This window comes from Rathayibacter sp. AY1F4 (assembly GCF_002931775.1).
In the GTDB taxonomy this organism is placed as follows: domain Bacteria; phylum Actinomycetota; class Actinomycetes; order Actinomycetales; family Microbacteriaceae; genus Rathayibacter.
In genome coordinates this window covers 190,266-214,559 of the sequence record NZ_PSVE01000002.1, presented here as the reverse complement: position 1 = coordinate 214,559, position 24,294 = coordinate 190,266, and the positions used below count along the sequence as shown (strand labels likewise).

The following is a 24,294-nucleotide window of genomic DNA, read 5'->3' as shown; positions in this document are numbered from 1 at the left end:
GCCCGAGGCCCGCGCGCCTGCTCCGCCGCAGCCGTGAGGGTCGGCGCCCAGCCCGTCCCCGAACATGTTCCCGGTCCCCCTCGACGCGGTCCCGCCTCCGGCGCCCCCTCGCCGGCGGTCTCGCGGTGGTTCTCGCCGCCGCGGCGCTCACGCTGGTCGGCGCACCCCCCGCCTCCGCCAATCGGTTCTTGGACGCGTGCACGACGGACGGCAGGTTCACTGTGCCTGCGAACGTCCACACCGCCGACGTCACCGCCCGGGGAAACCGAGGCGCCGACGGTCAGGACTTCGACAGCGTGGGGAACACCGGGGGCACCGGCGGCGCCGGCGCGGCTCTCAGGCTCTACGACGTGAAGGTGACGCCCGGTCAGACGATCTACTGGGGAAGCCTCCGGAGCGGGGGCTTCGAGGGGGGTGGGGACGCCAAGTGGGTGTCCTTCAGCGAACCCGACGAGAACTGCGACCCCGTCGGCGGCGATGTCATCGCCGTCGCCGCGGGCGGAGGAAGCGGATCGAACGCGACCATCCTGTACGACGGCTCCGACGGCGGTGCCGCCGGCCGGCCGGGCGAAGCGGGCCACGGCACCGGCGGCTTCCCCGGTGGCGGCGGCGGCGGTGCGACGATCGACACCCCGGGGACCGGCGGCAGCGGTGGCGACACCGCCTACCTCGGCGGCTTCCTCGATGCCGTCCCGACGTTCGGCTCGGAGGCGAGCGGCGGGACCGGGCACATGTTCTGGGACGGCCTGGGCGCCGACCCTCACGGCTTCGGCGGAGCAGGCGCGCGGGCCTCGGGCGACGTCTACGCCAGCGGCGGACAGGGCGGCGCCGGATCGGCGGGCGGCGGCGGAGGCGGAGCGGGCGGCGGCGAGTTCATCTACACCAACCTGGGAGCAGCCGGCGGCGGAGGCGGAGGCGGAGGGAGCTGGCCGATCGCCGATCCCGGGCTCAGCCCCTACAAGGTCGGCGACGCACTGGTCGCCTGGCTCCCCGACGCCACCATGACGGTGAGCGCGTCGACGACCGCGATCGACGTCCCCACGACCCTCACCGCCACTCTCTCGAAGAACTCGTACCGGGACGTCGACACCGGCTACACGAGGAAGCCGGACCAGATCGGCGGAGGATCGATCTCGTTCACCGAGTTCACCGGCCAGACGCAGCGACCGCTCGGCACCGTCGCGCTGACCGGTGCGGAGACGTCCGAGACCGTGAGCATCGAGGTCCCGGAGGGATTCGCGCGCGGGAGCCACGAGATCCGCGCGCTCTACACCGGATTCAACGGGTACAACCGGGATCCCGTCGTCTACGCACGGACGCCGATCACGCGCTCGACCTTCACCCTCACCGCGCAGACCGGGCAGACGATCGCGTTCCCGGAGCTGACCGGCCTCGACACCGACGGTCGGGACCTCGTCCTGCAGGCCACCGCGTCCTCGGGTCTGCCGGTGACCTACGTCAGCACCACTCCTGACGTGTGCACGGTGACCGCGGGACGCGCGGTCGGCCGGATCGGCGGGCTCTGCTCCATCACCGCCTCCCAGGCCGGGGGGACGGGCTGGACCGCGGCTCCGGACGTCGTCCGCACCAGGACTCTCTCGCCCAGGTCCCAGTCGGTCGCCTTCGCGCTGGCGGGCTACGCGTACTCGACCGGCTCCTACTCGGTGACCGCGACGTCCACCTCGGGTCTCCCGGTGGACTTCACGACCACGACGCCGGAGGTCTGCCGGCTCGACGGCACTCCGTTCCTCTTCGAGGGACTGAGCCGGTCCGTGTTCGCGGGCGTCGCCGCGGGGACCTGCGTCGTCCGCGCCGGCCAGCCCGGCGACCAGCGCTACGCGTCGGCCCCGGCGGTCGAGACGAGCTTCACGGTGGTCGCGAAGCCGGTGGAGGAGGTGGTGCGGAAGGCGCAGAGCATCGACTTCCGCCTCCCCACGAGCGCTCTCACGACGGATGAGGACGCCGACCTCCGCGCCAGTGCCGGCAGCGGCCTGCCGGTCACGGTCACGAGCACGACCCCGGAGGTCTGCTCGATCATCGGCGGCACCTCCGTGCGCAACCTCCGCCCGGGCACCTGCACCATCCGCTTCGACCAGGAGGGCTCGGAGCTCTACCTCCCCGCGCCGCAGCGCACCGGATCGTTCACCGTTGACCGCCTCCCGCAGAGCATCGTCTACGACTACCCGCACGGCATCGACACCGCGCGCTCCGCCACCTACTCCCCCGTCGCGACAGCCACGTCGGGGCTTCCCACGACCTACGGCGCGACCGGCGGCTGCACCATCGCCGACGGCGTGGTGACCTTCACCGAGGTCGGCGAGGAGTGCGTCGTCACCGCCGACCAGCTCGGGAACGCGGACTACGCGCCCGCTCTGCAGCGGTCGTCCACCTTCACGGTGCGGAAGGGACCCCAGACGATCACCCTCGCCCCGACCCCTCCCACGACCGGAGCCGTCGGCGACACCGTCACCCTCACGATGACCACGAGCTCGGGCCTGCCCGCCTTCGCCGTCGCGTACGACGCCTGCCGCACGACCCGGGTCGATCCGGGCTCCGTCGACATCCTCCTCACCGCTGTCGGCACCTGCTCGTACTACGCGTTCCAGCAGGGCGACTCCACCTATCAGCAGGCTCCGAACGTCGCCGGCACCGTTCAGGTGACCCTCCCGGCCCAGACGATCGCCTTCGCCTCCACTCCCCCCTCCCCCGCCGTCCCGGGCGGCACCTACACGCCCGCCGCGACGGGCGGCGCGTCCGGGCAGCCGGTCGTGCTCGCCGCCTCAGGCGCCTGCACCCTGACGGACGGCGTCGTCACCTTCGGAGGCGCCGGCACCTGCACCGTCACGGCCGATCAGGCCGGGGACTCCGGTCATCTCGCCGCTCCGCAGGTCTCGCAGACCATCGCGGTGGGCCTGGCCGCCGGGTCCGTCTCGTTCGGCGGCGAGGCTCCAGGCGACGCGGTCGTCGGCGGATCGTCCACGCCGGTGATCGTCCGAGGCCCCTCCTCCGCGGATCCCCGCCTCACCGCCTCGGGGGCCTGCTCGGTCTCCGGGGGCTCGGTCTCCTACGACCACGCCGGCACCTGCACCCTGACCCTCGAGCAGGCCGGCGACGCTGCGCACGCCGCTGCTCGCGCCGACCGCGCCTTCACGATCGGCAGGGCTGCGCAGACGGTCGCCTTCACCTCCACCGCTCCCGCGGCGGTCGTCGGAGGAACGTGGACTCCGACCGTCACCGGCGGCGCGTCGAGCGCCCCGATCGTCCTCGGGACCGCCTCCGCGGCCTGCACCGTCGCGAACGGCACCGTGACCTTCGCCGCTCCGGGAGACTGCGTGCTCACCCTGGATCAGGCCGGCGACGCCGACCGGAACGCCGCCCCGCAGGCGACCCGCACCCTCGTGGTGACCGCCGCGTCGATCCAGAAGAAGCCGCAGACCGTCGCCTTCACCGCGAACACGTCGGCGACCCCGACCACCGGAGTCGCCTACTCCCTCGCCGCGAAGGCCTCCTCCGGTCTCCCGGTGGCCTACACCGCCACCGGCCCGTGCACCGTCACCTCCGCGGGAACGGTGACCCTCACCGGGACGAGCGCCTGCACCGTCACCGCCGCCCAGGCCGGCGACGGCACCTGGGCCGCCGCGACCGCCACCCGCATCGTCAAGATCGTCTCCGGCAGCCGCGCCGACCTGAAGGTCGCCCTCACCCCCACCGCCACGAAGATCACCGGCAGGACCCTCACCGCCACCACCACCGTCACCAACGTCGGCACCCGCGACACCGGATCCACCGTCATCCAGATGATCGTCCCCACCACCGTCACCGACACCGGAGGCGCCACCCGCACCCCCGGCAAGATCGCCGGGACCACGGTCCTCACCTGGAAGATCCCCACCCTCGGAGCCGGGCAGAGCACCACCCGGACCATCGTCCTCACGCCCAAGACCGGCACCTCCACCATCACCGCCAAGAGCTCCACCGCGATCGGCGACCCCACCCCCGGCAACAACACCCTCACCAGGAGCTACAAGAACTAGGCACGGCCGGGGGCGGCAGCGGAGGCGGTCCGGCGCGGTCCGGCCTGCCGCCGTCCGTCGTCCCGCGACACCGACCGGGCGGGATCCGACAGGCCTGAGCCCCCGACGGCCCGGATGCGCCCCGCCGCGCCGGTCCGGAGGCGTCCGCACGGCCCGGCGCCGGTGACACGAGGCCCGGTTCTGCCAGGATCGACATCAGCACGCTCATCGTCTCGATCCGCTCCGCCGGATCCCTCCTCGACTAGGACGGCACTGTGGGAATTCGCGAGTACGGACGACTCCTCCGCAGGGGCTGGCTCGTCATCTCGATCTTCGTCGCCCTCGGCCTCGCGGCCGCCTCCGTGGCGACCATGGCGTCGGAGTCGGAGTACCGGGCGCAGACGACCGTGTTCGTCTCCGTCGCGACCGCCGACAACCAGTCCAGCGCCGAGGTCGGCGCGTCCTTCACCAGCGCCGAGGCCCGGGTGGCCTCCTACGTCGCGCTGGTCGACTCGAGCTCGGTGCTGCAGCCCGTCATCGACGACCTCGGACTCGACATGACCGTCGGCGACCTGGCGGGCGAGGTCACTCCGGCCGCGCTCCCCGGCACGGTCATCATGAGCATCGACGTGGTCGACGCCGACGCCCAGCAGGCCGCGCGGATCGCCGACGCGGTCGCCGAGAGCCTGCGCAGCTACGTCGCGCAGATCGAGCGCCCCGTCACGGGCGGCACGAGCCGGGTCGACGTGAAGGTGCTCGAGGCCGCCTCCGTGCCGGGATCGCCGCTCAGCCCCGACCTGCTGGTGTACCTGGTGCTCGGCGGAGCGACCGGCCTCATCCTCGGCGTCGGCGTCGTCGTGCTGCGCTCGCTCGGCGACTCCCGCATCCGCTCGGCGAAGGACGTCGCCGCCGGCACCACCCTCCCGGTGCTCGAGTCGATCCCCTTCGACACGGCCGTCCGCCGCTCCCCCCTCGTCGTGGACGGCCGCAGCGCCGTCGCCGAGTCGTTCCGGATGCTGCGCACGACGCTCCTCTTCGGCTCCGGCACCCACGAGCGCACCCTGCTCGTCACCTCCGCCCGCGAGGGCGACGGCAAGAGCACGGTGGCCGCGAACCTCGCCGTCTCGATCGCCCAGATCGGCCGCACCGTGGTGCTGATCGACGCCGACCTGCGCGACCCGGCGCAGTCGACGGTCTTCCGCGTCCCCACGGGCGGACCGACCCTCGCCGACCTGCTCCGCACCGGCACCCTGCCCGCCGACGGGTCGCTGCCCGTCAGCGCCCAGGGCGTCACGGTGCTCACGGCCGGCGGCAGCCAGGCGAACCCGAGCGACCTGATCGGCACCCCCGCGATGGAGCGCGTGATCGCGCACCTCTCGCGCCGCTACGACCACGTGATCGTCGACTCCCCCGCGATCCTCTCGGCCACCGACGCGGTGCTGCTGGGCAAGATGGTCGCCACGACCGTCCTCGTCGCGGGCGCCGGCGTCTCGTCCTCGGCCGACCTCGTCGCCGCGGCAGACCGGCTACGGGACGTCGGGGGCGACGTCCTCGGGACCGTGGTCGCGCAGGCTCCCCGCAGCACGGTCGTCGCCGCCGCGGCGACGGCGTCCGCCTGAGACGCGCGCGCGCTGCAGCCGCTGCCGGCGCCCCTCCCCGCGGGGAGTGACGACGTGCGCCCCGGTGCCGGCGCGCGGCCCGTCGAGGTGGGCGGCGTTGCGCGAGGGTGAGGGCTCGCGGACCCGGGCGGTGCCCACGCGCACCGCCTGCTCGGCCCGCCCCGCCACGACGCCCATGCCGCAGACGATCCAGAGCGTGTATGCCACCGGACCCTCCTGGAGCGTCGGCAGCACCGTGTAGCTGACCAGCGTGCCCGCGACCACGGCCGTGGGCAGGAAGCCGTCGAGGGTCGGCGCGCGCAGCCCGCGGAGGAACAGATACACCAGCAGCGCCGCGAACAGCAGCATCACGATGATCCCCGACTCGATCGCGAGCACGAGGAAGAAGCTCTCGACGAGGACGCTGTCGGTCGAGTACAGCTGCGCGCGCGGGCCGACCTTGCCGAGGCCGAAGCCGAACGGGTGCGCGACGAGCAGCGGGATGTTCTCGAGCAGGCTGTCGCTGTGGCCGATCAGCGACGGGTCGGCGACGTGCGAGATCACCTTGTCGATGTAGAGGTAGAGCGTGACTCCGCCGACGGCCGCGGCCGTGGTCACGGTGAGCATCGCCCACACCAGCATCGGCTTCGCGCGGAACAGCGCCCAGGCCACCAGGGTCACCGCGAGCATCGCCAGGCCGATGTAGCCGCTCCGGGACTGCGTCAGGTAGACGGCCACCAGCGGCAGGAGCGTCAGAGCGCCCTTCAGCCACAGCGGCCAGCGGGGGCGGGTCCACAGCACGGCGAGCGCGATCGTGACGGCGACGGCGCTCTCGTTCGGGGCGCTGTAGGGGCTGAAGCCGCGGGGCACGATGCTCCCGGCGACGAAGAGGGAGGAGGGGAACGGCGTCCCGGGAGCCAGCGGGAACACCCCGAGGGTGAACAGCCAGTCGAGGCCCTGGTTCCAGGTGAGGATCGTCGTGATCGACGAGAGCTGCAGCGCGACGACGAACGCGGTCGCGAGGATCCCGAGGTGGCGCTTCTCGAGCACCGCGGGCACCACGATGAGCGCGAGGAACGGCAGGAAGTCGTTGCGCCAGCCGTACGCGGCCTGGATCGGGTTCTCGGTCCACACGGCCGAGACGGCGCCGAGGCCGACGATCATCAGCACCAGCACGACGATCGGCACCGGCACCCGCTTGATCCGCCCGCTGACCAGCACGAGCAGGAAGAGCCCGAGGATCGTGGCGTCCTTGATCGCGCCGAACGCGGTCGCCGAGGCGCCCGGGAGGAACGCGGAGGCGACTCCGTTCGCGGGGAGGGCGAAGACCAGCAGCAGGACTCCCAGCCACGGCAGGCCGAGCCCGTCACGGCCGAGGAGGGCGCGGAGTGTGCGGCGGGTGCGCACCGGTCCGCGGGCGACAGTACGGGAGCCGGCCCGGGGCAGCGGCGCCGCGGTGCGGGTCATGCCGCGCCGCCCCGCATCGTGAGGCGCCGGACGACCAGCGGCACGTCGGAGGGCCGCGGGACGATGGTCCGCGCCGGGGGCCGGATCGCGAGCACCATCACCACCAGCGCCATCAGGATCCCGCTCGCGTTGGCGATGGCGGCGGCGATCGCGCCGTTCGCCGGGCCGAAGGCGAACAGGAGCACGAGGCAGGTGATCAGCCCGGCGCCCTGCGCGACGGTGAGGCTGATGCCGCGGTTGCGCGCCGAGAGCACCTCGCCCGCGCTGACGGTGACGACCACGAAGACGGAGCCGAGGATCGCGAAGAAGACCGCGGGCATCGCCTCCGCGAACTCGTCGCCGAAGAGGAACGGCACGCCCCAGGGGGTGACGACGGCGAGGAACACGGCCGAGGCCAGGCCGACCGCGAAGGCCGAGCGCAGCGCGTCGCCGGTCGCGGTGACGCGGGCGCCGCCCTCCGTTCGGCTGATGTCCGAGAAGACCGGAGCGGCGACCGCGTGCGCGAGGAACACCGGCAGAGTGCCGATCGTCACGGCGACGGAGTAGAGGCCGGCCTGGTGGGAGCCAATCAGCGGCAGCATGATCACCTGGTCGAGACGCTGGTACGCGGCGTCCGACGCCTGAGCGCCGTAGAAGGTGACGGAGCCGCGGACGAGCGGCCGCCAGGGCGCCGGAGCGGCTCCGCGGGGTCGGTTGAGCAGCGAGCCGATCAGCGCGGTCATCACGGAGCCGGCGAAGTTCGACCAGATCACGCCCGAGACGGTGATCGAGTCGAGGAGGAACAGCACCACGATCCCGCCGACGTAGACCAGCGGCTGCGTGGCCTGGAGCAGCGCGACCGCTCCGAAGCGGCGCTGCGCCCCGACGACGCCGATGTCGATCATCCAGCAGACCATGAGCGGGGTCCCGGTGATCGCGACGAACACCGCGATCGTGGCCGCCTCGTCGAGCGCCGAGAGGAGAGTGGAGGTGAGCAGCCAGGCGATCAGCGCCGCCGGGATCGCGGTCAGCAGCGCGAGCCGCCTGGCCGTGCGCACCGCGCCCAGGTCGCCCGCCGCGGCGAGAACGCGCCGGCGGATCTCGAGGGGCATGCCGAGCGCGAGCACGATCGGGATCAGGTACATCGAGGCGAGGGCCGCGGCCGTCTCGCCGCGTCCGCTCGGGCCGAGGGCCTGCGCGATCAGCGGGGCGCTGACCAGCCCGAGCGCCGCCACCGAGAGGCGGCTCGCGAGCATGGTGATCGGGGAGTTCAGGAGGCGCAGCAGCCCGCTCACGAGGCCTCCGCGGCCCGGGCGCCGACGGCGGCGAGCAGCCGCTCCTCGAAGCCGTCGAGAGCGAAGGTGCCGGTCTCGTCGTGGACGGTCAGGTGCATGCTGTCGCGCAGCGGCGCGATCTCGACCCAGACGCCGAGCGGGAAGCGCAGGTGGGCGGGCATCCCGCCGACCATGGTGTCCGGCTCGATCCGCGGCAGCAGCTCCTCCGGGACGGGCACCTCGGTGGAGGGGAGGGAGACGTGGATCTCCCACGGCACGCGGGGCGTCCCGCGCGGCGTGCGCAGGGGTGCCAGCGGGTGCTGCACGAGGGTCTTGATGCTCAGCAGCGCGCTCGCGAGCAGCCAGGTCGCGGGGAGGCCCGACCTGGTGGCCGCGGACAGCCGCTCGAGGAGCGAGGTCGCGGACCAGTCGTCGGCGCGGAGGCGGCCGAGCGGGAGGGACGGCGAGAGGTTGCCGCCGACCTCCGTGCCCTTCGCGACCCAGCGGCGCGCGTCGACCGGGACGACGACGCGGAAGTCGAGGCCGTCGGCGGCGCAGTCCTGCAGGCAGCGGAGCACGAGGCTCGCGGTCTTGAGCGACACCGGCGGGCGGGCGGGGCGCCGGCCGTCGCGCGCCTGCTCCGGGGTCGCGGCGATCGCCCGGAGCGTCTCGGGGCCGAGCACCGCGGTCACCAGGCGGGCGCGACGGTCCGACTCCTCCTTCGAGAGGGTCGTGTCGAGCTGGTAGCCGGTGCCGGTCGCGGCGGTCAGGGTGCGGAAGGTGTCGCGGGCCCTCCTGGCGCCGGTGAGACCGGTGAGCTCGAAGCGCTCCACGATCTCGCGCAGCGGAGCGGCGGCGAGCGGCTTCCCAGCGGTGTCATCGGCTCCCGGGGCGCCCAGCTTCTCGATCACGAGCGCGACGACCGCGGTCGCTCCGGTGCCGTCGAAGAGGCTGTGCGGGAGGGTGAAGCCGACCGTCGCGCCGTCGAACAGGATCCGGACCGGCAGCTCGCCCGGCGCGAACTGCGGCGCCAGCAGGCGGTGCGCCAGGTCCGCGCGCTCGAGGGGGCCGTCGACGACCCGCACGGCGCGCTCGGCCGCGTCCAGGGCGGCAGCCACGTCGATCCGGCGCCACCCGCGGAGCCGGGTGCGGCGCCGCAGGAGCACGGCGCCGCGGGGCGAGAGGAGGAGGTCGCGCAGCGCGGTGCGCACACGCTCCGCAGTCACGCCCGTCAGCGGGCCGACGTGGTAGCTGATGAGGAGGTCGTCGTAGCCGAGGTCGCGCGGGGCCCTCACGCCCGGCTCCTGCTCGCTCCCGCGGAGGCCCGCTCGGCGATGACGCTGAGCAGCGAGCGCTCGTAGCCGGCGTTCACCTCGGCCCAGGAGTAGGCGTGCAGGGCCCGCAGGTGCCCGCGGTACGAGAGCCGCTCCTGCTCGATCGGGTCGTTCAGCACGGCGAGCACGCCCTCGGCGATCGCGTCCGGGGTCGGAGCGACGAAGCGCCCCGCCTCCTGGAGCACCTCGCGGTTGAAGACGGTGTCGCGGGCGACGACCGGAGCCCCGCAGGCCATCGCCTGCACGAGAGCCGGGTTGGTGCCGCCGACGCTGTGCCCGTGGAAGTAGGCCCCGGCGTGCTGCCAGAGAGAGTGGAGACGGGTGTCGTCGCTGACGTGCCCGAACCAGTGCACCCGCGCGTTCTGCTGCGCGAGGGCGCTGACCGCCTGGTCGATCGGCCCGCCGTAGCCGGAGGAGCCGACGACGACCACGTCGTGGGTCCGCGCGATCCGCTCGGCCGCCTCGATGAACTCGGGCACCGTGTTCTCGGGGACGAAGCGCGCCACGATCAGCGCGTAGCCGCGGTGGGTGAGCCCCGGCTCGACCGGGTGCTCCGGCGGGACGTCGCCGCCATAGGGGATGACGTCGCCGTCGCGGCCGAACTCCCGCTTCCAGCGCGTCTCGATCGCCGCGGCGTCGTAGACCATGCGGTCGCCGTGGCGGGCGGTCCAGACCGCGCCCTGGTGGAAGACGAACTTCGCGAAGCGGCCCCACTTGGCGCGGTCCCACTCGATGCCGTCGACGTTGACGACGGTGGGGATGCCGCGCTGCTTGAGGATCGGCAGCCAGAAGCCGTTGGCGCAGTTGAGCACCAGGGCGACGTCGGGCTTGCGCTTCGCCGCGTCGAGAGCGGCCGTGAGCCCGTAGGAGAGGGTGCTGAGCGACTTGCTCTCGACTCCCCGCGTCTGCCGGGTGATCACCCGCTCGTCGCGGTCCGGGTCCTGCAGGGCCGTGGTGCCCGGCCTTCCGTAGACCGTGACCTCCCATCCCTGCTCCGCCAGGAACGGCGCGAGACGTCGGACGGCTGTCTCGAATCCCCCGTAGTAACTGGGATAGCCCCGCGTGCCGATAATGGCGACCGACCTGCCCATGTCCCGGTTCTCCCTTTGTTGTGCGTCGCCTCGTCGCAGGCGATCGCCGGACGAAATCTGCTGTCGCAATACCAGGCGTATGCGACGGTGCACAGCATTCGTTCGACGGCCTAACTCGCACCCCCGAAGGCGGGTATTGGCGCTCATACTAGCGGCGAACGGACCGCCGTCCGCCACCGCTGGAGGGACAGGATCGCGACACCCATCAGGAAGAAGATCGAGAGGATCAGGACGGTCATCCCGACGATGATCCGCTCCCCGCCGGAGAGCTCCGGGTCGAGGAACTCGTACACGTAGCGCGACGTGAGAGCGCCCCGGGCGAAGGTGTAGGCGAACCACAGGACGGGGAACACCATCACCGCCCAGACCAGCCGGAGGTCGACCGGGCGGGCGCCCGGGACGGCGAGCAGCTCGACCAGCGCGAGCGCCGGCACGAGCACGTGCAGGACCACCGTGCTCGGGTTCAGCTGGGCCGGGTCGCCGAGCACGGCGGGCCCGTAGATCACCAGGAACAGGCCCGACATGCTCAGCAGCGTGGCGGTGTTGAGGGTGCGCATCGCTGTGATCGCCCGCGACTCCCCGTGCGCCGCAGCACTCCTCCTGCCCCCGGATCGCGCGGATCGCCAGGCGCTCCGACCCGCGATCGCGAAGGCGACCACCGAGAGGATGTTGGTCAGCGCCGTGACCGAGCTCAGGAAGTCGGCGGTCGCGTCCGAGCCCACCTGCGTCTGGGCGACGACGACCGCGTTGAGCACCACGACAGCCCCCAGCGCGGCGACGGCCCAGCGGACGAGTGCAGTGCGGCGTCGAGCTCTCATGGGGCCCTCTCCTCGGTGCGGCGACCCTCGGGCCGGTACTCGTGGGCGTCCGGTGCAGGAGTCCGTTCGCTACAGTCGGGACATCCATGAGAACCCATTCCCAGACAGGGGTCGAATGCCCGGCACAGGTTCGCACCGAGGATCCCTACGGGTCCTGCTCGATGGTAATTGGTGGATTCGCGGCCCGATCTCCAACCGTGAGGTCATGCGAGAGATCACCTTCTCCTGGGCGCGACTCTTTCCTGAGGATTCCCTTGTCATTGCCGTCCCCCTGACGGGGGTGGAGACGGCGAGACGGGATTTAACGGGACTCGCCCGAGTAGTGCCGACAAGACTCCGGCCGCAGGGGATCAGCGCCGTTATCGAACTTTCTCTGCTCTCTCTTCGACTGCGTCCGGACATCACGCTGGCGCACAACTTCACCCCCCTTCTGGGGCGGTCCGCGGTGTTCATCCAGGACTTCCTCTTCCTCACGAATCCGGAGTGGTTCACGCGGAAGGAGCGCGCCTACTTCTCGCTCATGCCGCTCAGCGTCCGCCGCGCCGACGTGGTGATCGCGAGCAGCGTCGCGGAGTCGCGCCGCATCGTCCGCACGTCCGCCGCGACGAGCGCCGTGCCCGTCGGCCTCGGCCTCAACCGGGCGTTCGCCGCCGCGGAGCCCGTGGCGCCCGCCGGCGTCGACGGCCTCGACGGCTTCCTCCTCGCCGTCGGCCGCCTCAACGCGCGCAAGAACCTCGCGACCACGATCGAGGCCGCTCTCGCCTCGGGAGTGCTCGCCCCCTCCTTCCCGCTCCTCGTCGTCGGCGAGGCCTCGGGCGTGCGCACCGAGTTCCCTCCGGCCGTGCGCGCCGCGCTCGACGACGGCTCGGTGCGCCTGCTCGGGCGGATCGAGACGGAGGAGCTGCGCTGGCTCTACGAGAACGCCGCACTGTTCCTCTTCCTCACCCTCGATGAGGGCTTCGGCCTGCCGACCCTCGAGGCCCTGGCCTGCCGCACGCCGATCCTCGCCAGCGACATCCCCGTGTTCCGCGAGATCCTCGGCGAGCACGCCCGCCTGGTCGATCCGCGCGACGTGCCGGCGATCGCGGCGTCGATCCGCGAGCTCGTCGCCGACCCGCCCGAACCGCTCGATCCGGCTCCGGTGCTCGAGTACTACAGCTGGGACGCCGTGGTCGCCCGGCTGCGCGCCGCGATGGTGGCGGTGCTGCCGTGAGCGGGCCGTCCGTGTCGATCGTGATCGTCACCTACAACAGCATCGGCGTCATCCGCTCCTGCCTCGATGCGCTCGCCGGCCGCGACGAGAGCGTCGAGATCCTGGTGGTCGACAACCTCTCGCGCGACGAGACGGTCGCCGTGCTGCGCGCCGAGTACCCGGACGTCCATGTCGTCGAGAACACCGAGAACGCCGGATTCTCGCGGGCCGTCAACCTCGGCGCCGCTCGCGCCACCGGCCGGCACCTGCTGCTGCTGAACCCCGACGCGCAGATCTCGGCGGAGGTCGTCGGCTCGCTCGCGTCACTCCTCGACAGCGATCCGACGATCGGCGCCGTCTCCCCCCTCCTCGAGAACGAGGGCGAGGACGTCGTGATCGTCGCCGCCGGCCACGCCCCCACGGTCCGCCGGATGCTCCTGCACCAGACCGGCCTCTCGCGCCTCGGCCGGCGCTTCCCCTCCTTCGAGGGCCACTACCTGTTCGCCGCCGACCTGCACGGCCGCCCGCGCGACGTCGACTGGGTGAGCGGCGGCTGCCTGATGATCCCGCTGGCCGTCTGGGACCGCGTCGGCGGACTCACCGACCGCTGGTTCATGTACGCCGAGGACGTCGAGATCTGCCTCCGCCTGCGCGCCGAGGGCCTGCGCGTGGTCCTCGATCCGCGCCTGCACGCCCTGCACGCGATGGGCGGCTCCTCGAGCGGCGTCGACGGCCGCGTCGGCACCGCCTGGATCGTCAACCTCTTCGACCTCTACGGCTGGCGGATGGCGCGCTCGGACCTGCAGCAGCAGGTCTGGCGGGCGGTCGTGCTCGCGGGGATGGCGTCGCGGATGCTCGTGTACCGGCTGTCCGGCCTGCGCCCCGGACGCGCCGCGGCGGCGGCCGGCCAGCTGCGGCGGTACGGGATCTACATGCGGGCGCTGCGGGCGGCCCCGCTGACGCGCGACCGCGAGCCGCTCGCCTGACGGCCCCTCTCCGTCCGGCGTTCCCCGCACACGTTCCGCGGCCCGCGATCGAGGCGTCACGAACGGTCGCTTCCGGGCGTGCCTGACGACCGTTCGTGACGGATCGGCGCCCGCCCTCGCGGCGGGAGACCGGGCGTGGTGCGCGGACGCGCGATCCGGCAGCGGGCGCAGGAGAGGGGCGGCGGCCCGGGGTCCAGCCCCGAGCCGCCGCCCCCCTCCTCGTCGCTACTCGCCGCTACTTGCCGGTGCCGCGGTATGCCACCCGGAAGGTCTCCCGGGTCCCGTCCGGTGCGGTCGCCGTCACGCGGAACGAGCCCGACGGCACCCGGGAGAGGTGCGTGTCCACCGAGACGGTCTTCGTGCGGCCCGCCGCCAGCGAGGTGACCTTCAGCTCACCGAAGGCCGTCGGGATGCTGAGACGGACCGGCGTGCTCCCCTCGTTCGTCGCGGTGGCGGTCAGCACGACCGAGCCGCCGCGCTTCACGCCGGTGATCGTCACGTCGACGTCGACCCGGGTCGCCGGGGCGACGACGGTGACGGCGGGGAGGAGTCGGCTGACGCCTCCCGAGACCGCGGTGATCGAGACGGCACCCGTGCCGGGGCCCGCCGTGGCCGCGGGGAGCGGAGCGGAGCCGTCGGCGCCGGTCGTCGCGGCGGCGGTCGTGCCTCCGTCGGCGAAGCGTGCCGGACCCTCGATCGTGTACGCGACGTCCGCGCCCGCCACCGGCTCGCCGGCCGCGTTCGCTGCGGTGACTCCGAGGCCGGCGATCGCCGCTCCGGCCTCGACGGTCTGCGCCGCGCCCGCGGGGGTCAGGGAGGCGACCGCCGCGGGGTCGGTGAACATCGACGGAGTGAGCGGCGTGACCGTCAGGCTCTCGAGGCGCGCCGTCCCTCCGGAGGAGAGGAGCGAGACTCCCGTGCTGCTCGGGTCGGGGAAGACCTGGTCGGTGATCGTGGCGCGTCCGCCCTGCGCGAACGTCTCGACGGAGGCGTGATCGACGTAGAGCTCGAGGTGCAGCTCGCCGTCGTCGAGCGCCACGGGGGCGGTCTCGACCGACGGGAAGTCGGCGTCGAAGCCGACGTCGCCCGAGCGGGTGCGGTCGACGCTCAGCTGACCGGACGCGACGTCGTAGGTGATCGGCGTGCGCTGGGAGCCGTCAGCGGAGTTGCGGACCGAGAGGCCGAAGGAGTCCGCGTCCCCGGCGCTGAAGACGGCGTCGAGCTTGTAGACGCTGCCCTCGGCGGCAGCCGGGAGTGCGGTCTCACCATCGGCGACGGCCGTGGCGCCCAGCGTGAACGCCTCGTCTCCGCGCTCGAGGGCCGCGGTCTGATCGACGACCTTCTGCACGAGCTTCGGGGCGCCGTCGACGGTCTCGAGGGAGAGCTCGCGCGGGAGGGCCATCGCTCCCCGCCAGGTCCCGGTCGGGATGGCCTCGCCGTACTGCCAGTTGTTCATCCACGCGATCATGATCCGCTTGTCGTCGGGCGCGTTGTCGAAGGTGACCCCTGCGTAGTAGTCGCGGCCCCAGTCGAGCCAGTCGTAGTCGACGAGGCGGCTCTGCGCGGGCTCGTCGGACAGCATGAACTGGTCGGCGAGGATGTGGCCCCAGCCGGCGCGGTTGTTGTCGACGACCTGCAGGTGCGCCGCGCGGCCGGCGAGGTCCGCGACGTCCCAGCTCTTCCAGTCCAGCGTCTCGCTGTCGCTGCCGGTCGCGGTGCGGACGATCTCCCCGTCGACGACGAGGTTCACGCTCGTCTCGTTGGAGCGGACCTGCGCCGGGGTGTCGGCGAGCACGATGTGGTCGACCGTCAGGTGACCCCAGCCGCCGGTCGCGTCGTCCACGACGACGATCCGCGCCGCCTTCCCCTGGTAGGCCGAGACGTCCCAGCTCTTCCAGTTCAGGGCGCCGTCGTTCGTGCCGGCGGTGGTCTGCACGACCTCGCCGTCGACGACGAGCTGGATCTCGAGGGTCTGGGCGTCTCCCTCGGGGCGGAAGCCTCCGCCGACGAGCATGCTCAGGTGGCTCTTGTCGATCGTGAACTCCGGCGAGGTCAGAGTGCCGAGGTTGTCGTCGCCCTTCGGTCCGCCGTCGAAGGTGTTGATCCGCTTCTGGCCGAGGAAGAACTCGCCGCCGCTGGTCGAGGGGTTGGTGCCGTCGGCGAGGTCGCCGGTCACTGCCCAGCCGTTGTCCGCGAGGCCCTGCTGGTCCGGGAACTCGAAGCCCTCGAAGAGCAGCTCGCTCCCGGCGGGCGGGTCGTTGGCGAGCTGCGTGCCGTCGACGTGCGGGTGGTTCCCGCCGCCGACGAGGAAGTTCAGGTGGTCCTGGTCCACCGTGAAGTCGGGCGACTCCATCGTGCCGACCGGCCAGTCGCCGTCGTTGAAGCCGTTGATCAGTCCCGTCCCCGAGAAGCCGGTGACGGTCTGCTGGCCGTCGATCGGACCGGTGGCGGGGGCGGAGCCGAAGGGCCCGTTCTTCCAGTTGCCGGGCTCGTTGTCCACGGTCCAGCCGTTGTACGTCCCGTCGTCGAACCCGGCGACGGTCGTGCCCTCGGGGAGGGTGTCGGAGCCGACGGTCGACTCGGAGGTGAAGGTGGTGCCGTCGAAGTCGCCGACGAAGTACTGGCCGCCGGAGCCGCCGCCCACCGCCCCCGGGTTGAGGTTGACGACCATGACCCACTTGATGTTCGACGGGTCGCCGTCGACCGCCAGCGGGAACAGGTCCGGGCACTCCCAGACGCCGCCGGTCGCGTTCGCCGGGCCGAACTCGCTGAGCTCGGTCCAGTTCTTGAGGTCGGTCGACTTGTGGAGCAGGACCTTGTGGTCGTCGGCCTCCACGGTGACGACCACCCAGTAGGAGGATTCCGCAGTGCCTCCGTCGTACCAGAACACGTGCGGGTCGCGGAAGTCGTTCTGGTCCCGGTCGATGACCGGGTTGCCCTCGTACTTCGTCCACGTCTGCCCGGCGTCGGTGCTGTACGCGAGCGCCTGCGCCTGCTCCCCCGTCTTGTACGCGGCCGTGTACATCGCCACCAGGGGCGGGTTCTCGGCGGTGCCGAATCCGGAGGTGTTGTCCTTGTCCACGACGATCGAGCCGGAGAAGATGTCCGACTCCGCATCGCCCGGGATCGCGAGCGGCTGCTCGGTCCAGTGCGTGAGGTCGGTGCTGGTGGCGTGGCCCCAGCTCATGTTCCCCCAGCGCGTCCCCTGCGGGTTGTACTGGTAGTAGAGGTGGTAGACCCCCTCGTAGTACACGAGCCCGTTCGGGTCGTTCATCCAGTTCTTCGTCGGCGAGTAGTGGATCGCCGGACGGTAGGTCTCCGCTGCCGCGTCGAGCGGAGCGGCGGAGACAGCGGGGACGGAGAGCCCGCCGCCGACGAGGCAGAGCGCGGCGGCGACGGCCACCAGGCCGCTGCGCCGTGGGAGCGAGCGATGAGGAGAAAGCACGGAAGAACGCCCTTCGTTGCGCGTGTCACGAGTGACAACGTTGTCAATTGCTGGGCAATCTACGGACTGTCCTCCGGACAATTCAAGAGCGGTCTGCGAGAAAGATCAGATCCCGTCCTACCGCCTCTCAGACGGGGCAGGGCACCTCGCCGGAGCCGCGGGCGATCAGCTCGGTGGGGATCACGAACGTCTGCGCCGGCTCGTCCTCGCCGTCGAGGCGGAGGAACACCCGCTCGGCGGCCGTCCGCCCGATGACCGCGGGGTTCTGCGCGATCACCGAGACGGCGGGCTCGAGGAGCTCCGCCAGGGGGATGTCGTCGAAGCCGATCAGGGCGACCCTTCCGTGCGCGCCACGACGGCGGAGCGCGGCGAGCACGCCGATCGTGATCAGGTTCTGCCCGCCGACGATCGCGGTCGGCGGCACCTCGAGGTCGAGCAGATCGGTCGCCATCTCCTCCGCCGCGTGCTCGTCGTGGGCGCCGTGGCGCACGTACGCGGGCGGCACCGGCAGGCCGAGCCGGCTCATCTCCTCGAGGAAGCCGCGCTCCCGCTCCTGCGCGGTGAAGATCTCGGGCCGGTCGCCCAGGAACGCGATGCGGCGATGCCCGAAGGAGGCGAGGTGCCCCACTGCGCGGGCGATGCCGGCGGCATTGTCGGTGATCACCGCGTCCGCCGTGATCCCCGAGGGGACGCGGTCGACGAACACCGCAGGCGTGCCGCGGTCGACCTCGACGCCCAGGTAGGCCTGGCTGGGCGCGACCGTGGTCAGGATGAGCCCGTCGACGCGCCGCGAGACGAAGGCGTTCACCGAGGAGCGCTCACGGGCCGGGTCGTCATCGAGGCTCGAGGCGAAGACCGCGACCCCGCGCTCGTTCGCGAGATCCTCGACGGCACGGTGGAGAGCACCCGAGAAGGGGTTCGCCACGCTGCCCACCAGCAGTCCGAGCGTGTTGGTGCGCCCGTTGGAGCGGCGGAGGTTCCCGGCGTGCAGATCCGGCTGGTACTGCAGCTGCGAGGCGGCGGCCTGCACCCGCTCGATCGTGGCGGCCGACACGTTCGGCTCGCCGTTGATGACCCGGGAGACCGTCTTGATGCCCACTCCGGCCAGAGCGGCGACGTGCTTCATGGTCGGACGGCGGCCTGCACCGGCGCCGCTTCGATCTGACAACGATGTCACGGTCGGGTCTCGCTTTCTGGAGGATCGCTTGACCTTAGCGTCACCGAACCGATAGACCTACCTCTGACATCGTTGTCGGGAGGCTGCTCCCGCCTTATGAACAGGACTTTCAATGACGAACCGTTCCCCTCGCCTCACCCGGTACATCGGCCTCGGCTCCGTCGCGATCCTCGCGGCCCTGGGCATGACCGCCTGCTCCAGCTCCGGCCCCGGCTCGTCCGACGCCGGCTCCACCGCCGGCAGCGGAGACGGCGTCGGCGTCACCCTCATCGTCAAGACGACGACGAACCCCTTCTTCGTCGCGATGGAGGACGGCGCCAAGGAGGCGGCCACCTCCGCCGGCGTGAACCTCACGCTCGCCGCGGGCAAGGAGGACGGCGACGAGGACACCCAGATCCAGGCCATCGAGAACGCGATCTCGAAGGGCGACAAGGGCATCCTGATCACCCCGAACGGCCCCTCCGTCGTCGACGCCATCCAGAAGGCGCGCGACGCCGGTCTCTTCGTCATCGCCCTCGACACGGCGCCCGACCCCGCCGACGCCGTCGACATCACCTTCGCCACCGACAACTTCAAGGCCGGCGAGGCCATCGGCGAGTGGACCGCCGCGCAGCTCGACGGGAAGAAGGCGACCATCGCGATGCTCGACCTCTTCGACGACAAGGTCGTCTCGGTCGACTACAACCGCGACCAGGGCTTCCTCACCGGCATGGGGATCGACGTCGCCGACGACCAGACCAACGGCGACGAGGCGAAGACCGGCAGCTACAGCGGCGGCGACTACGAGATCGTCGGCAACGAGGCCACCCAGGGCGCCGAGGACGGCGGCCGCACCGCCATGGAGACGCTCCTGTCCAAGAACCCCGACGTGAACGTGGTCTACACGATCAACGAGCCCGCCGCCTACGGCGCCTACCAGGCCCTCCAGGCCGCGGGCAAGGAGAAGGACGTCCTGCTCGTCTCGATCGACGGCGGCTGCGCCGGCGTGAAGAACGTCAAGGAGGGTCTCATCGGCGCCACCGCGCAGCAGTACCCGGTGAAGATGGCCCAGCTCGGCGTCGAGGCGATCGCCCAGCTCGCCGAGGACGGCACCAAGCCCAGCACCAGCGAGGGCCTCGACTTCTTCGACACCGGCTCGCAGCTGGTGACCGACACCCCCGTCGACGGCCTCGACAGCATCACCTCCGACGACGCCGCCGGGATCTGCTGGGGCGAGTAGCCCACCGCGGGCGGGGCGCTCCGGCGCCCCGCCCTCCTCCTCCCGCTCCCAGCGACTCCAGAAAGGCCATCGTGGCTCAGAAGACCACCGACCCGAATCCGCCGACCTCCGCACTCGACCTCGCGAGCGAGTTCCTCGACCGCCGCACGCCGCTGGACCGCGTCCGCGGAGTCCTGCACCGCTATCCGGCCGTCAGCCCGGCGGTCGTCCTCGTCCTGGCCGTCATCGTCTTCGGGCTCCTGAACGACCGCTTCCTCGACCCGTCGAACCTCTCGCTCATCACGCAGCAGGTCGCGGTGGTCGGCACCCTCGCCGTCGCGCAGACGCTGATCATCCTCACCGCCGGCATCGACCTCTCGGTCGGCGCGGTCATGGTCCTCACCTCAATGGTCATCGCGCAGACCGCGACCGAGAACGGGCTCCCGGCGGTCGTCGCCCTGCTCCTGGGCCTGGTCGTCGGCCTCGCGGCGGGCGCCTTCAACGGCCTGCTCGTGACGAAGCTCCGGCTCCCCCCGTTCATCGTCACCCTCGGCACGCTCAACATCTTCGTCGCGCTCACGCTCCTCTACTCGAGCGGCTCGACGGTCCGCGGCACCGACATGCCGGCCCTGCTGCCCTCCACCGGCGGCACCTTCGACATCCTCGGCGTCCGCATCAGCTACGGCGTCCTGCTGATGCTCCTCGTCTACATCGTGATCGCGTTCATCCTCGGCAAGACCGCCTGGGGCCGCCACGTCTACGCGGTGGGCGACGACAAGGAGGCCGCCCGCCTGGCCGGCATCAGCGTGAACCGCGTCCTGATGAGCGTCTACCTCGCCGCCGGCGCAATCCTCGCCATCGGCGCGTGGATCCAGATCGGCCGCACCAACGCGGCGAGCCCGAACGCCGGAGCCGACCTCAACCTCGACTCGATCACCGCGGTCGTCATCGGCGGCACCAGCCTCTTCGGCGGGCGCGGCACGGTCTGGGGCACGCTCCTCGGCGCCCTCATCGTCGGCGTCTTCCGCAACGGGCTCTCGCTCGCCGGGCTCGACGTCCTCTACCAGACGCTCGCTGTCGGCGTCCTCATCATCGTCGCCGTCTCGGTCGACCAGTGGATCCGGAAGGTTCGCAAGTGACCCTCATCGACGCCGCGGGCACCGCTCCCGCCGCCGCCCGCACCCCCGTCCTGCAGGCCAAGCGCCTCGTCAAGACCTTCGGCCGCGTGGTCGGGCTCGACGGCGTGAGCCTCGAGCTCTACCCCGGCGAGGTCCTCGCCATCATCGGCGACAACGGCGCTGGGAAGTCGACGCTGATCAAGTGCCTCACCGGCGCCGAGATCCCCGACGAGGGCGAGATCCTCCTCGACGGGCAGCCGGTGACCTTCAAGCGCCCGCAGGACGCTCGCGGCGCCGGCATCGAGACGGTCTACCAGAACCTCGCCGTCTCCCCGGCGCTCGACGTCGCCTCGAACCTCTACCTCGGCCGCGAGAAGCGCAAGAAGGGGATCCTCGGCTCCGTCTTCCGGATGCTCGACACCGCCGGAATGCGCAAGGAGGCGCGCGCCGAGCTGACCGAGCTGGGCATCTCGACCCTCCAGGACGTCACGGTCCCGGTCGAGAACCTCTCCGGAGGTCAGCGCCAGGCCGTGGCCGTCGCCCGCGCCGCCGCGTTCGGCTCGAAGGTCGTCGTCCTCGACGAGCCGACCGCCGCCCTCGGAGTCCGCGAGTCGAACCAGGTGCTGCAGCTCGTGCGCAATCTGCGCGACCGCGGCATCCCGGTCATCCTGATCAGCCACAACATGCCGCACGTGTTCGACGTGGCCGACCGGATCCACATCCAGCGCCTCGGCAAGAAGGCCGCGACGATCACCCCGCAGTCGCACTCGATGACCGACGCGGTCGCGATCATGACCGGGGCGGCGACGGCATGAGCGCCCGCATCCTCTACGCCGAGTTCACCGCGAAGCCCGGTCACGAGGAGACGGTCGCCGCCATGATCGCCGACCTCGCCGTCCTGGTCCGCCGGGAGCCGGGCAATGTCGAGTTCACGCCCTACCGGCGGGAGGACGATCCGGCCCGGTTCTTCGTCTACGAGGTCTACCGCGACGAGGACGCCTTCCAGGCGCACATCTCGGCCGACTACGGAGCCGAGTTCAACAGGGAGCTGGGCCCGCTGATCGTCGAGCCGCACTCGCAGCTCACCTGGCTCGTCGCGGTCTGATCCGACGCAGAAGCGCACCGTCTCTCCGGGGGCGGTGCGCTTCCGCGTCCGCGGCCTCCCAGCCGCCCTCGAGGACCGGGAGCAGCAGCTCGCTGCGCGCGCCGGGGCCGGAGAGCACCGTGCGGCTCCCGCTGTCGGCGGCGAGCGCGGGATGGACGGGATGACCCGAACCGGTGATCTGAAGACGAAGCCGGTGGCCGCGCCGGACCGTGTGCGCGAGGGGCGACAGCGGGATGCTCAGCGTCCGCTCCCCGCCGGCTCCGGTCGGACGCAGGTAGCCGTCGCAGAGGTTGCGCGAGACGCCGAGCCGGTCGACGTCGCAGAGGCGCACGGACCACTCCTCCGGACCGTCGGCGAGCACGCGGAGGGTCACGGAGGGCGCTCCGGCGAGGACGACCGCTCGCCGGAGCGGGAGCGTCGAGAAGACGGCGACGTCGGCCCGCCGCTCGCGGGTGCGCTGACCGCGGCGGCCGGCGAAGTCGGGGGTGAGCGTCCGGCCGCCGGCGGGAGGCGGAGGGTCGAGCGGATCGACGCGCCACTGCACTCGAGTGCTCCCCGTCGGCCGCGCGGTCAGGCGGCCGCCGCCGTCGAGGGCGAGGGCGCGCTGCCGGGTGGCGGGCGGCCAGCTCGCGAGGTCCGCCCAGCGCCTCGCGCCCCGGTCGTGCACGGTCACCGGCGACGACGCCGGGGCCGCCTCCGGGCCGAGGAGGCGCATCGACTCCCGGAGCAGCGCGGCGAGGACGCCGGGCGAGCCGTGCGTCCACGACCCGATCACGAGCCGCGTCGGCCGGTCGGCCGCCACCAGCGCGCGGTGGTCCTCGAGCAGCCCGAGCAGGAACGGGTCGTACCAGCCCCCGATCAGCACGGAGGGAGCGAGCGCGCCCAGACCCGGCCGGTGGTCGACGGGCTCCCACCACGGGTCGCCGGGCGCGTCGTGCTCCACCCAGTCCTGGTACGGCGGGTAGTGGTGACCGAGGAGGAGGCGGTCGGCGTCCTCCGCGCGTGCCAGGAGCGCCCGCGGCATGCGCCGGCGGATCGCGAGGCGCGCGAGCGTGCGGCGCAGCAGCGGCTGCTCCTGCGTGAGCAGGCCGGCGCTCCAGATGAGCCCCGTCTCGAGCGCGAACACCTCGGAGGGGTGGATGACCGTGGAGCGGAAGTCGGCGGCCGTCACCGCCAGCACCAGGGCGTCGGCCTCGGCGGCGACGGCGTGGGCGGTGTGCCCGAGGTAGCTCGCGCCGATCAGGGCGACGGGCCTCGTCGCCCAGCCGCGCGCCCGCAGAATGCCGAGGGTGTCGGCGCCGTCGGCCGCCTCGTCGCGGAAGGGGACGAAGCGGCCGCCCGAGCCGAAGGTGCCGCGACAGTTCTGCACCACCACCGGGTGGCCCCTCCGCGCCAGGAGCTCGGCGATCGCGTCGAGCCCGCGCCGGTCGTACGGGGTCCGCACGAGCACGGCGGCCCGCGACGCCTCCCCGCCGGGCGCCGGCGTCCACACGTCCGCGAGCAGCTCGACCCCGTCGCGCATCTGGAGGCGGACGCCGCGCGCGACCTCCGCCCGCCCGGTCGCGGCCGGCAGCCGCAGCACCGCGGCCAGGATCCGCGCCCGCATCGTCATCGCCGCATTCTCCTCGCCCGTCCCGCGCGCGTCACCCCTTCACCGCTCCCGCGGCGAACGCGTCGATCAGCCGGCCGCGGAGGATCGCGTAGAGCACGAAGACCGGCACCACGCTGATCAGGACGCCCGCCGCGAGGCGTGCCAGGTCGACGTCCGCCCCCTGGAACGCGCCCTCGCTGCGCAGCAGCGGCAGAGCGACCTGCACCGTGTAGGAGGCGTTCGTGGTGATCACCTGGGCGAAGATGTACTCGTTCCACGCGGCTAGGAAGCACAGGATCCCCACCGTCGTGAGGCCCGGCGCGACGATCGGCATCAGGACGTGCCGGAGCCGCTGCACCAGCCCCGCTCCGTCCAGCTCGGCCGACTCCTCGATCTCCTTCGGGACGGCGGTGAAGAAGGGGATCAGCAGGAGCACCGCGAGCGGCACGTTCATCGCGGCGTAGAACAGCACCAGGAACACCAGCGGCACGGCGATCAGCCCGGTGCGGACGGCCAGCAGGTACGTCGGCACGAGCACGGCGAACTGCGGGATGAGGAACGCCAGCCCGAACGCCAGCTGCGCTCCGGCCGAGAACCGCGTCGCGCGGCGGGCGATGCCGTGGGCGGCCGGCGCGGCGAGGAGGATCGTCAGCAGCACCGCGCCGATCGTCACTGCGAGCGAGTTCCCCGAGGCGGCGAACAGCTGCACGGCGGCGTCCGCGTCGAGGAACTTCTCGAGCGAGAAGCCGCCGGGGAGCCCGAGCGGGTCGAGCGCGATGCTGCTCGTGGTCTTGAAGGCGCTGACCAGCAGGTAGTAGAGCGGGACGAGGATGAGCGCGGCGTAGACGAGGACCGGGAGGTAGGCGGCGGTCCAGCCGAGAGCGCTGCGGAGGCGTGAGGTGCGCACG

Annotated in this window: 17 protein-coding genes; 8 read left to right on the top strand and 9 right to left on the bottom strand. The window is 72.3% G+C overall.

Going from position 1 to position 24,294, the window contains the following annotated elements:
• Nucleotides 1-296: 296 nt before the first annotated feature.
• Nucleotides 297-4,034 (top strand): DUF11 domain-containing protein, encoded by a 3,738-nt coding sequence (locus tag C5C59_RS17680; RefSeq protein ID WP_181134802.1) that lies wholly within the window; start codon nt 297-299, stop codon nt 4,032-4,034.
• A 254-nt stretch (nt 4,035-4,288) separates the two neighbouring features.
• Entirely contained in the window at nt 4,289-5,632 is a 1,344-nt protein-coding gene (locus C5C59_RS01900) for a polysaccharide biosynthesis tyrosine autokinase (RefSeq protein ID WP_104238967.1), read from the top strand.
• On the opposite strand, the gene C5C59_RS01895 is transcribed toward C5C59_RS01900, so the two are convergent.
• The 5 genes from C5C59_RS01895 to C5C59_RS17140 all read right to left on the bottom strand — a co-directional run bounded on the left by C5C59_RS01895 (nt 5,540) and on the right by C5C59_RS17140 (nt 11,574).
• The gene (locus tag C5C59_RS01895) at nt 5,540-7,078 is read right to left on the bottom strand and encodes an O-antigen ligase (RefSeq protein ID WP_104238966.1); all 1,539 of its coding nucleotides are present in this window, start codon (nt 7,076-7,078) and stop codon (nt 5,540-5,542) included. The genes C5C59_RS01900 and C5C59_RS01895 overlap by 93 nt on opposite strands.
• Nucleotides 7,075-8,352 carry a lipopolysaccharide biosynthesis protein gene (locus tag C5C59_RS01890; RefSeq protein ID WP_104238965.1) on the bottom strand — a complete coding sequence of 426 codons (1,278 nt, stop codon included), beginning with the start codon at nt 8,350-8,352 and terminating at the stop codon, nt 7,075-7,077. Before C5C59_RS01890 ends, C5C59_RS01895 begins: the two co-directional genes overlap by 4 nt.
• On the bottom strand, nt 8,349-9,626 hold the full coding sequence (locus C5C59_RS01885; protein ID WP_104238964.1) for a hypothetical protein: 1,278 nt from the start codon (nt 9,624-9,626) through the stop codon (nt 8,349-8,351). Before C5C59_RS01885 ends, C5C59_RS01890 begins: the two co-directional genes overlap by 4 nt.
• On the bottom strand, nt 9,623-10,756 hold the full coding sequence (locus tag C5C59_RS01880; protein WP_104238963.1) for a glycosyltransferase: 1,134 nt from the start codon (nt 10,754-10,756) through the stop codon (nt 9,623-9,625). The genes C5C59_RS01885 and C5C59_RS01880 overlap by 4 nt, the downstream gene beginning before the upstream one ends.
• A gap of 143 nt (nt 10,757-10,899) precedes the next feature.
• Nucleotides 10,900-11,574, bottom strand: coding sequence for a Pr6Pr family membrane protein (locus C5C59_RS17140; RefSeq protein ID WP_181134801.1), 675 nt, complete (start codon nt 11,572-11,574; stop codon nt 10,900-10,902).
• A 322-nt stretch (nt 11,575-11,896) separates the two neighbouring features.
• On the opposite strand from C5C59_RS17140, the gene C5C59_RS17135 reads away from it, so the two are divergent.
• Together C5C59_RS17135 and C5C59_RS01865 are read left to right on the top strand one after the other, a co-directional pair.
• Entirely contained in the window at nt 11,897-12,787 is an 891-nt protein-coding gene (locus C5C59_RS17135; protein WP_181134800.1) for a glycosyltransferase family 1 protein, read from the top strand.
• Nucleotides 12,788-12,798: 11 nt separating this feature from the next.
• Nucleotides 12,799-13,752 (top strand): glycosyltransferase family 2 protein, encoded by a 954-nt coding sequence (locus C5C59_RS01865; RefSeq protein ID WP_181136089.1) that lies wholly within the window; start codon nt 12,799-12,801, stop codon nt 13,750-13,752.
• Between the two features lie 235 nt (nt 13,753-13,987).
• Here C5C59_RS01865 and C5C59_RS01860 read toward each other — a convergent pair whose 3' ends face one another.
• Entirely contained in the window at nt 13,988-17,026 is a 3,039-nt protein-coding gene (locus C5C59_RS01860) for a GH32 C-terminal domain-containing protein (protein ID WP_104238970.1), read from the bottom strand.
• Nucleotides 17,027-17,324: 298 nt separating this feature from the next.
• Complete coding sequence (locus C5C59_RS01855; RefSeq protein WP_104238960.1) at nt 17,325-18,323, bottom strand: LacI family DNA-binding transcriptional regulator; 999 nt, start codon at nt 18,321-18,323, stop codon at nt 17,325-17,327.
• Nucleotides 18,324-18,486: 163 nt separating this feature from the next.
• Between C5C59_RS01855 and C5C59_RS01850 the strand changes: the two genes are divergently transcribed.
• The 4 genes from C5C59_RS01850 to C5C59_RS01835 all read left to right on the top strand — a co-directional run bounded on the left by C5C59_RS01850 (nt 18,487) and on the right by C5C59_RS01835 (nt 21,795).
• Nucleotides 18,487-19,593 carry a substrate-binding domain-containing protein gene (locus C5C59_RS01850; RefSeq protein ID WP_104238959.1) on the top strand — a complete coding sequence of 369 codons (1,107 nt, stop codon included), beginning with the start codon at nt 18,487-18,489 and terminating at the stop codon, nt 19,591-19,593.
• Between the two features lie 71 nt (nt 19,594-19,664).
• Nucleotides 19,665-20,711, top strand: a complete 1,047-nt coding sequence (locus C5C59_RS01845; RefSeq protein WP_104238958.1) for an ABC transporter permease — start codon at nt 19,665-19,667, stop codon at nt 20,709-20,711.
• Nucleotides 20,708-21,505, top strand: a complete 798-nt coding sequence (locus tag C5C59_RS01840; protein ID WP_104238957.1) for an ATP-binding cassette domain-containing protein — start codon at nt 20,708-20,710, stop codon at nt 21,503-21,505. The genes C5C59_RS01845 and C5C59_RS01840 overlap by 4 nt, the downstream gene beginning before the upstream one ends.
• Nucleotides 21,502-21,795 carry a putative quinol monooxygenase gene (locus C5C59_RS01835; RefSeq protein ID WP_104238956.1) on the top strand — a complete coding sequence of 98 codons (294 nt, stop codon included), beginning with the start codon at nt 21,502-21,504 and terminating at the stop codon, nt 21,793-21,795. Before C5C59_RS01840 ends, C5C59_RS01835 begins: the two co-directional genes overlap by 4 nt.
• On the opposite strand, the gene C5C59_RS01830 is transcribed toward C5C59_RS01835, so the two are convergent.
• On the bottom strand, nt 21,773-23,407 hold the full coding sequence (locus C5C59_RS01830) for a CocE/NonD family hydrolase (RefSeq protein WP_104238955.1): 1,635 nt from the start codon (nt 23,405-23,407) through the stop codon (nt 21,773-21,775). The two genes, C5C59_RS01835 and C5C59_RS01830, sit on opposite strands and share 23 nt — an antisense overlap.
• 31 nt (nt 23,408-23,438) lie before the next feature.
• Nucleotides 23,439-24,293 (bottom strand): carbohydrate ABC transporter permease, encoded by an 855-nt coding sequence (locus tag C5C59_RS01825; protein WP_104238954.1) that lies wholly within the window; start codon nt 24,291-24,293, stop codon nt 23,439-23,441.
• Nucleotide 24,294: the final 1 nt, after the last annotated feature.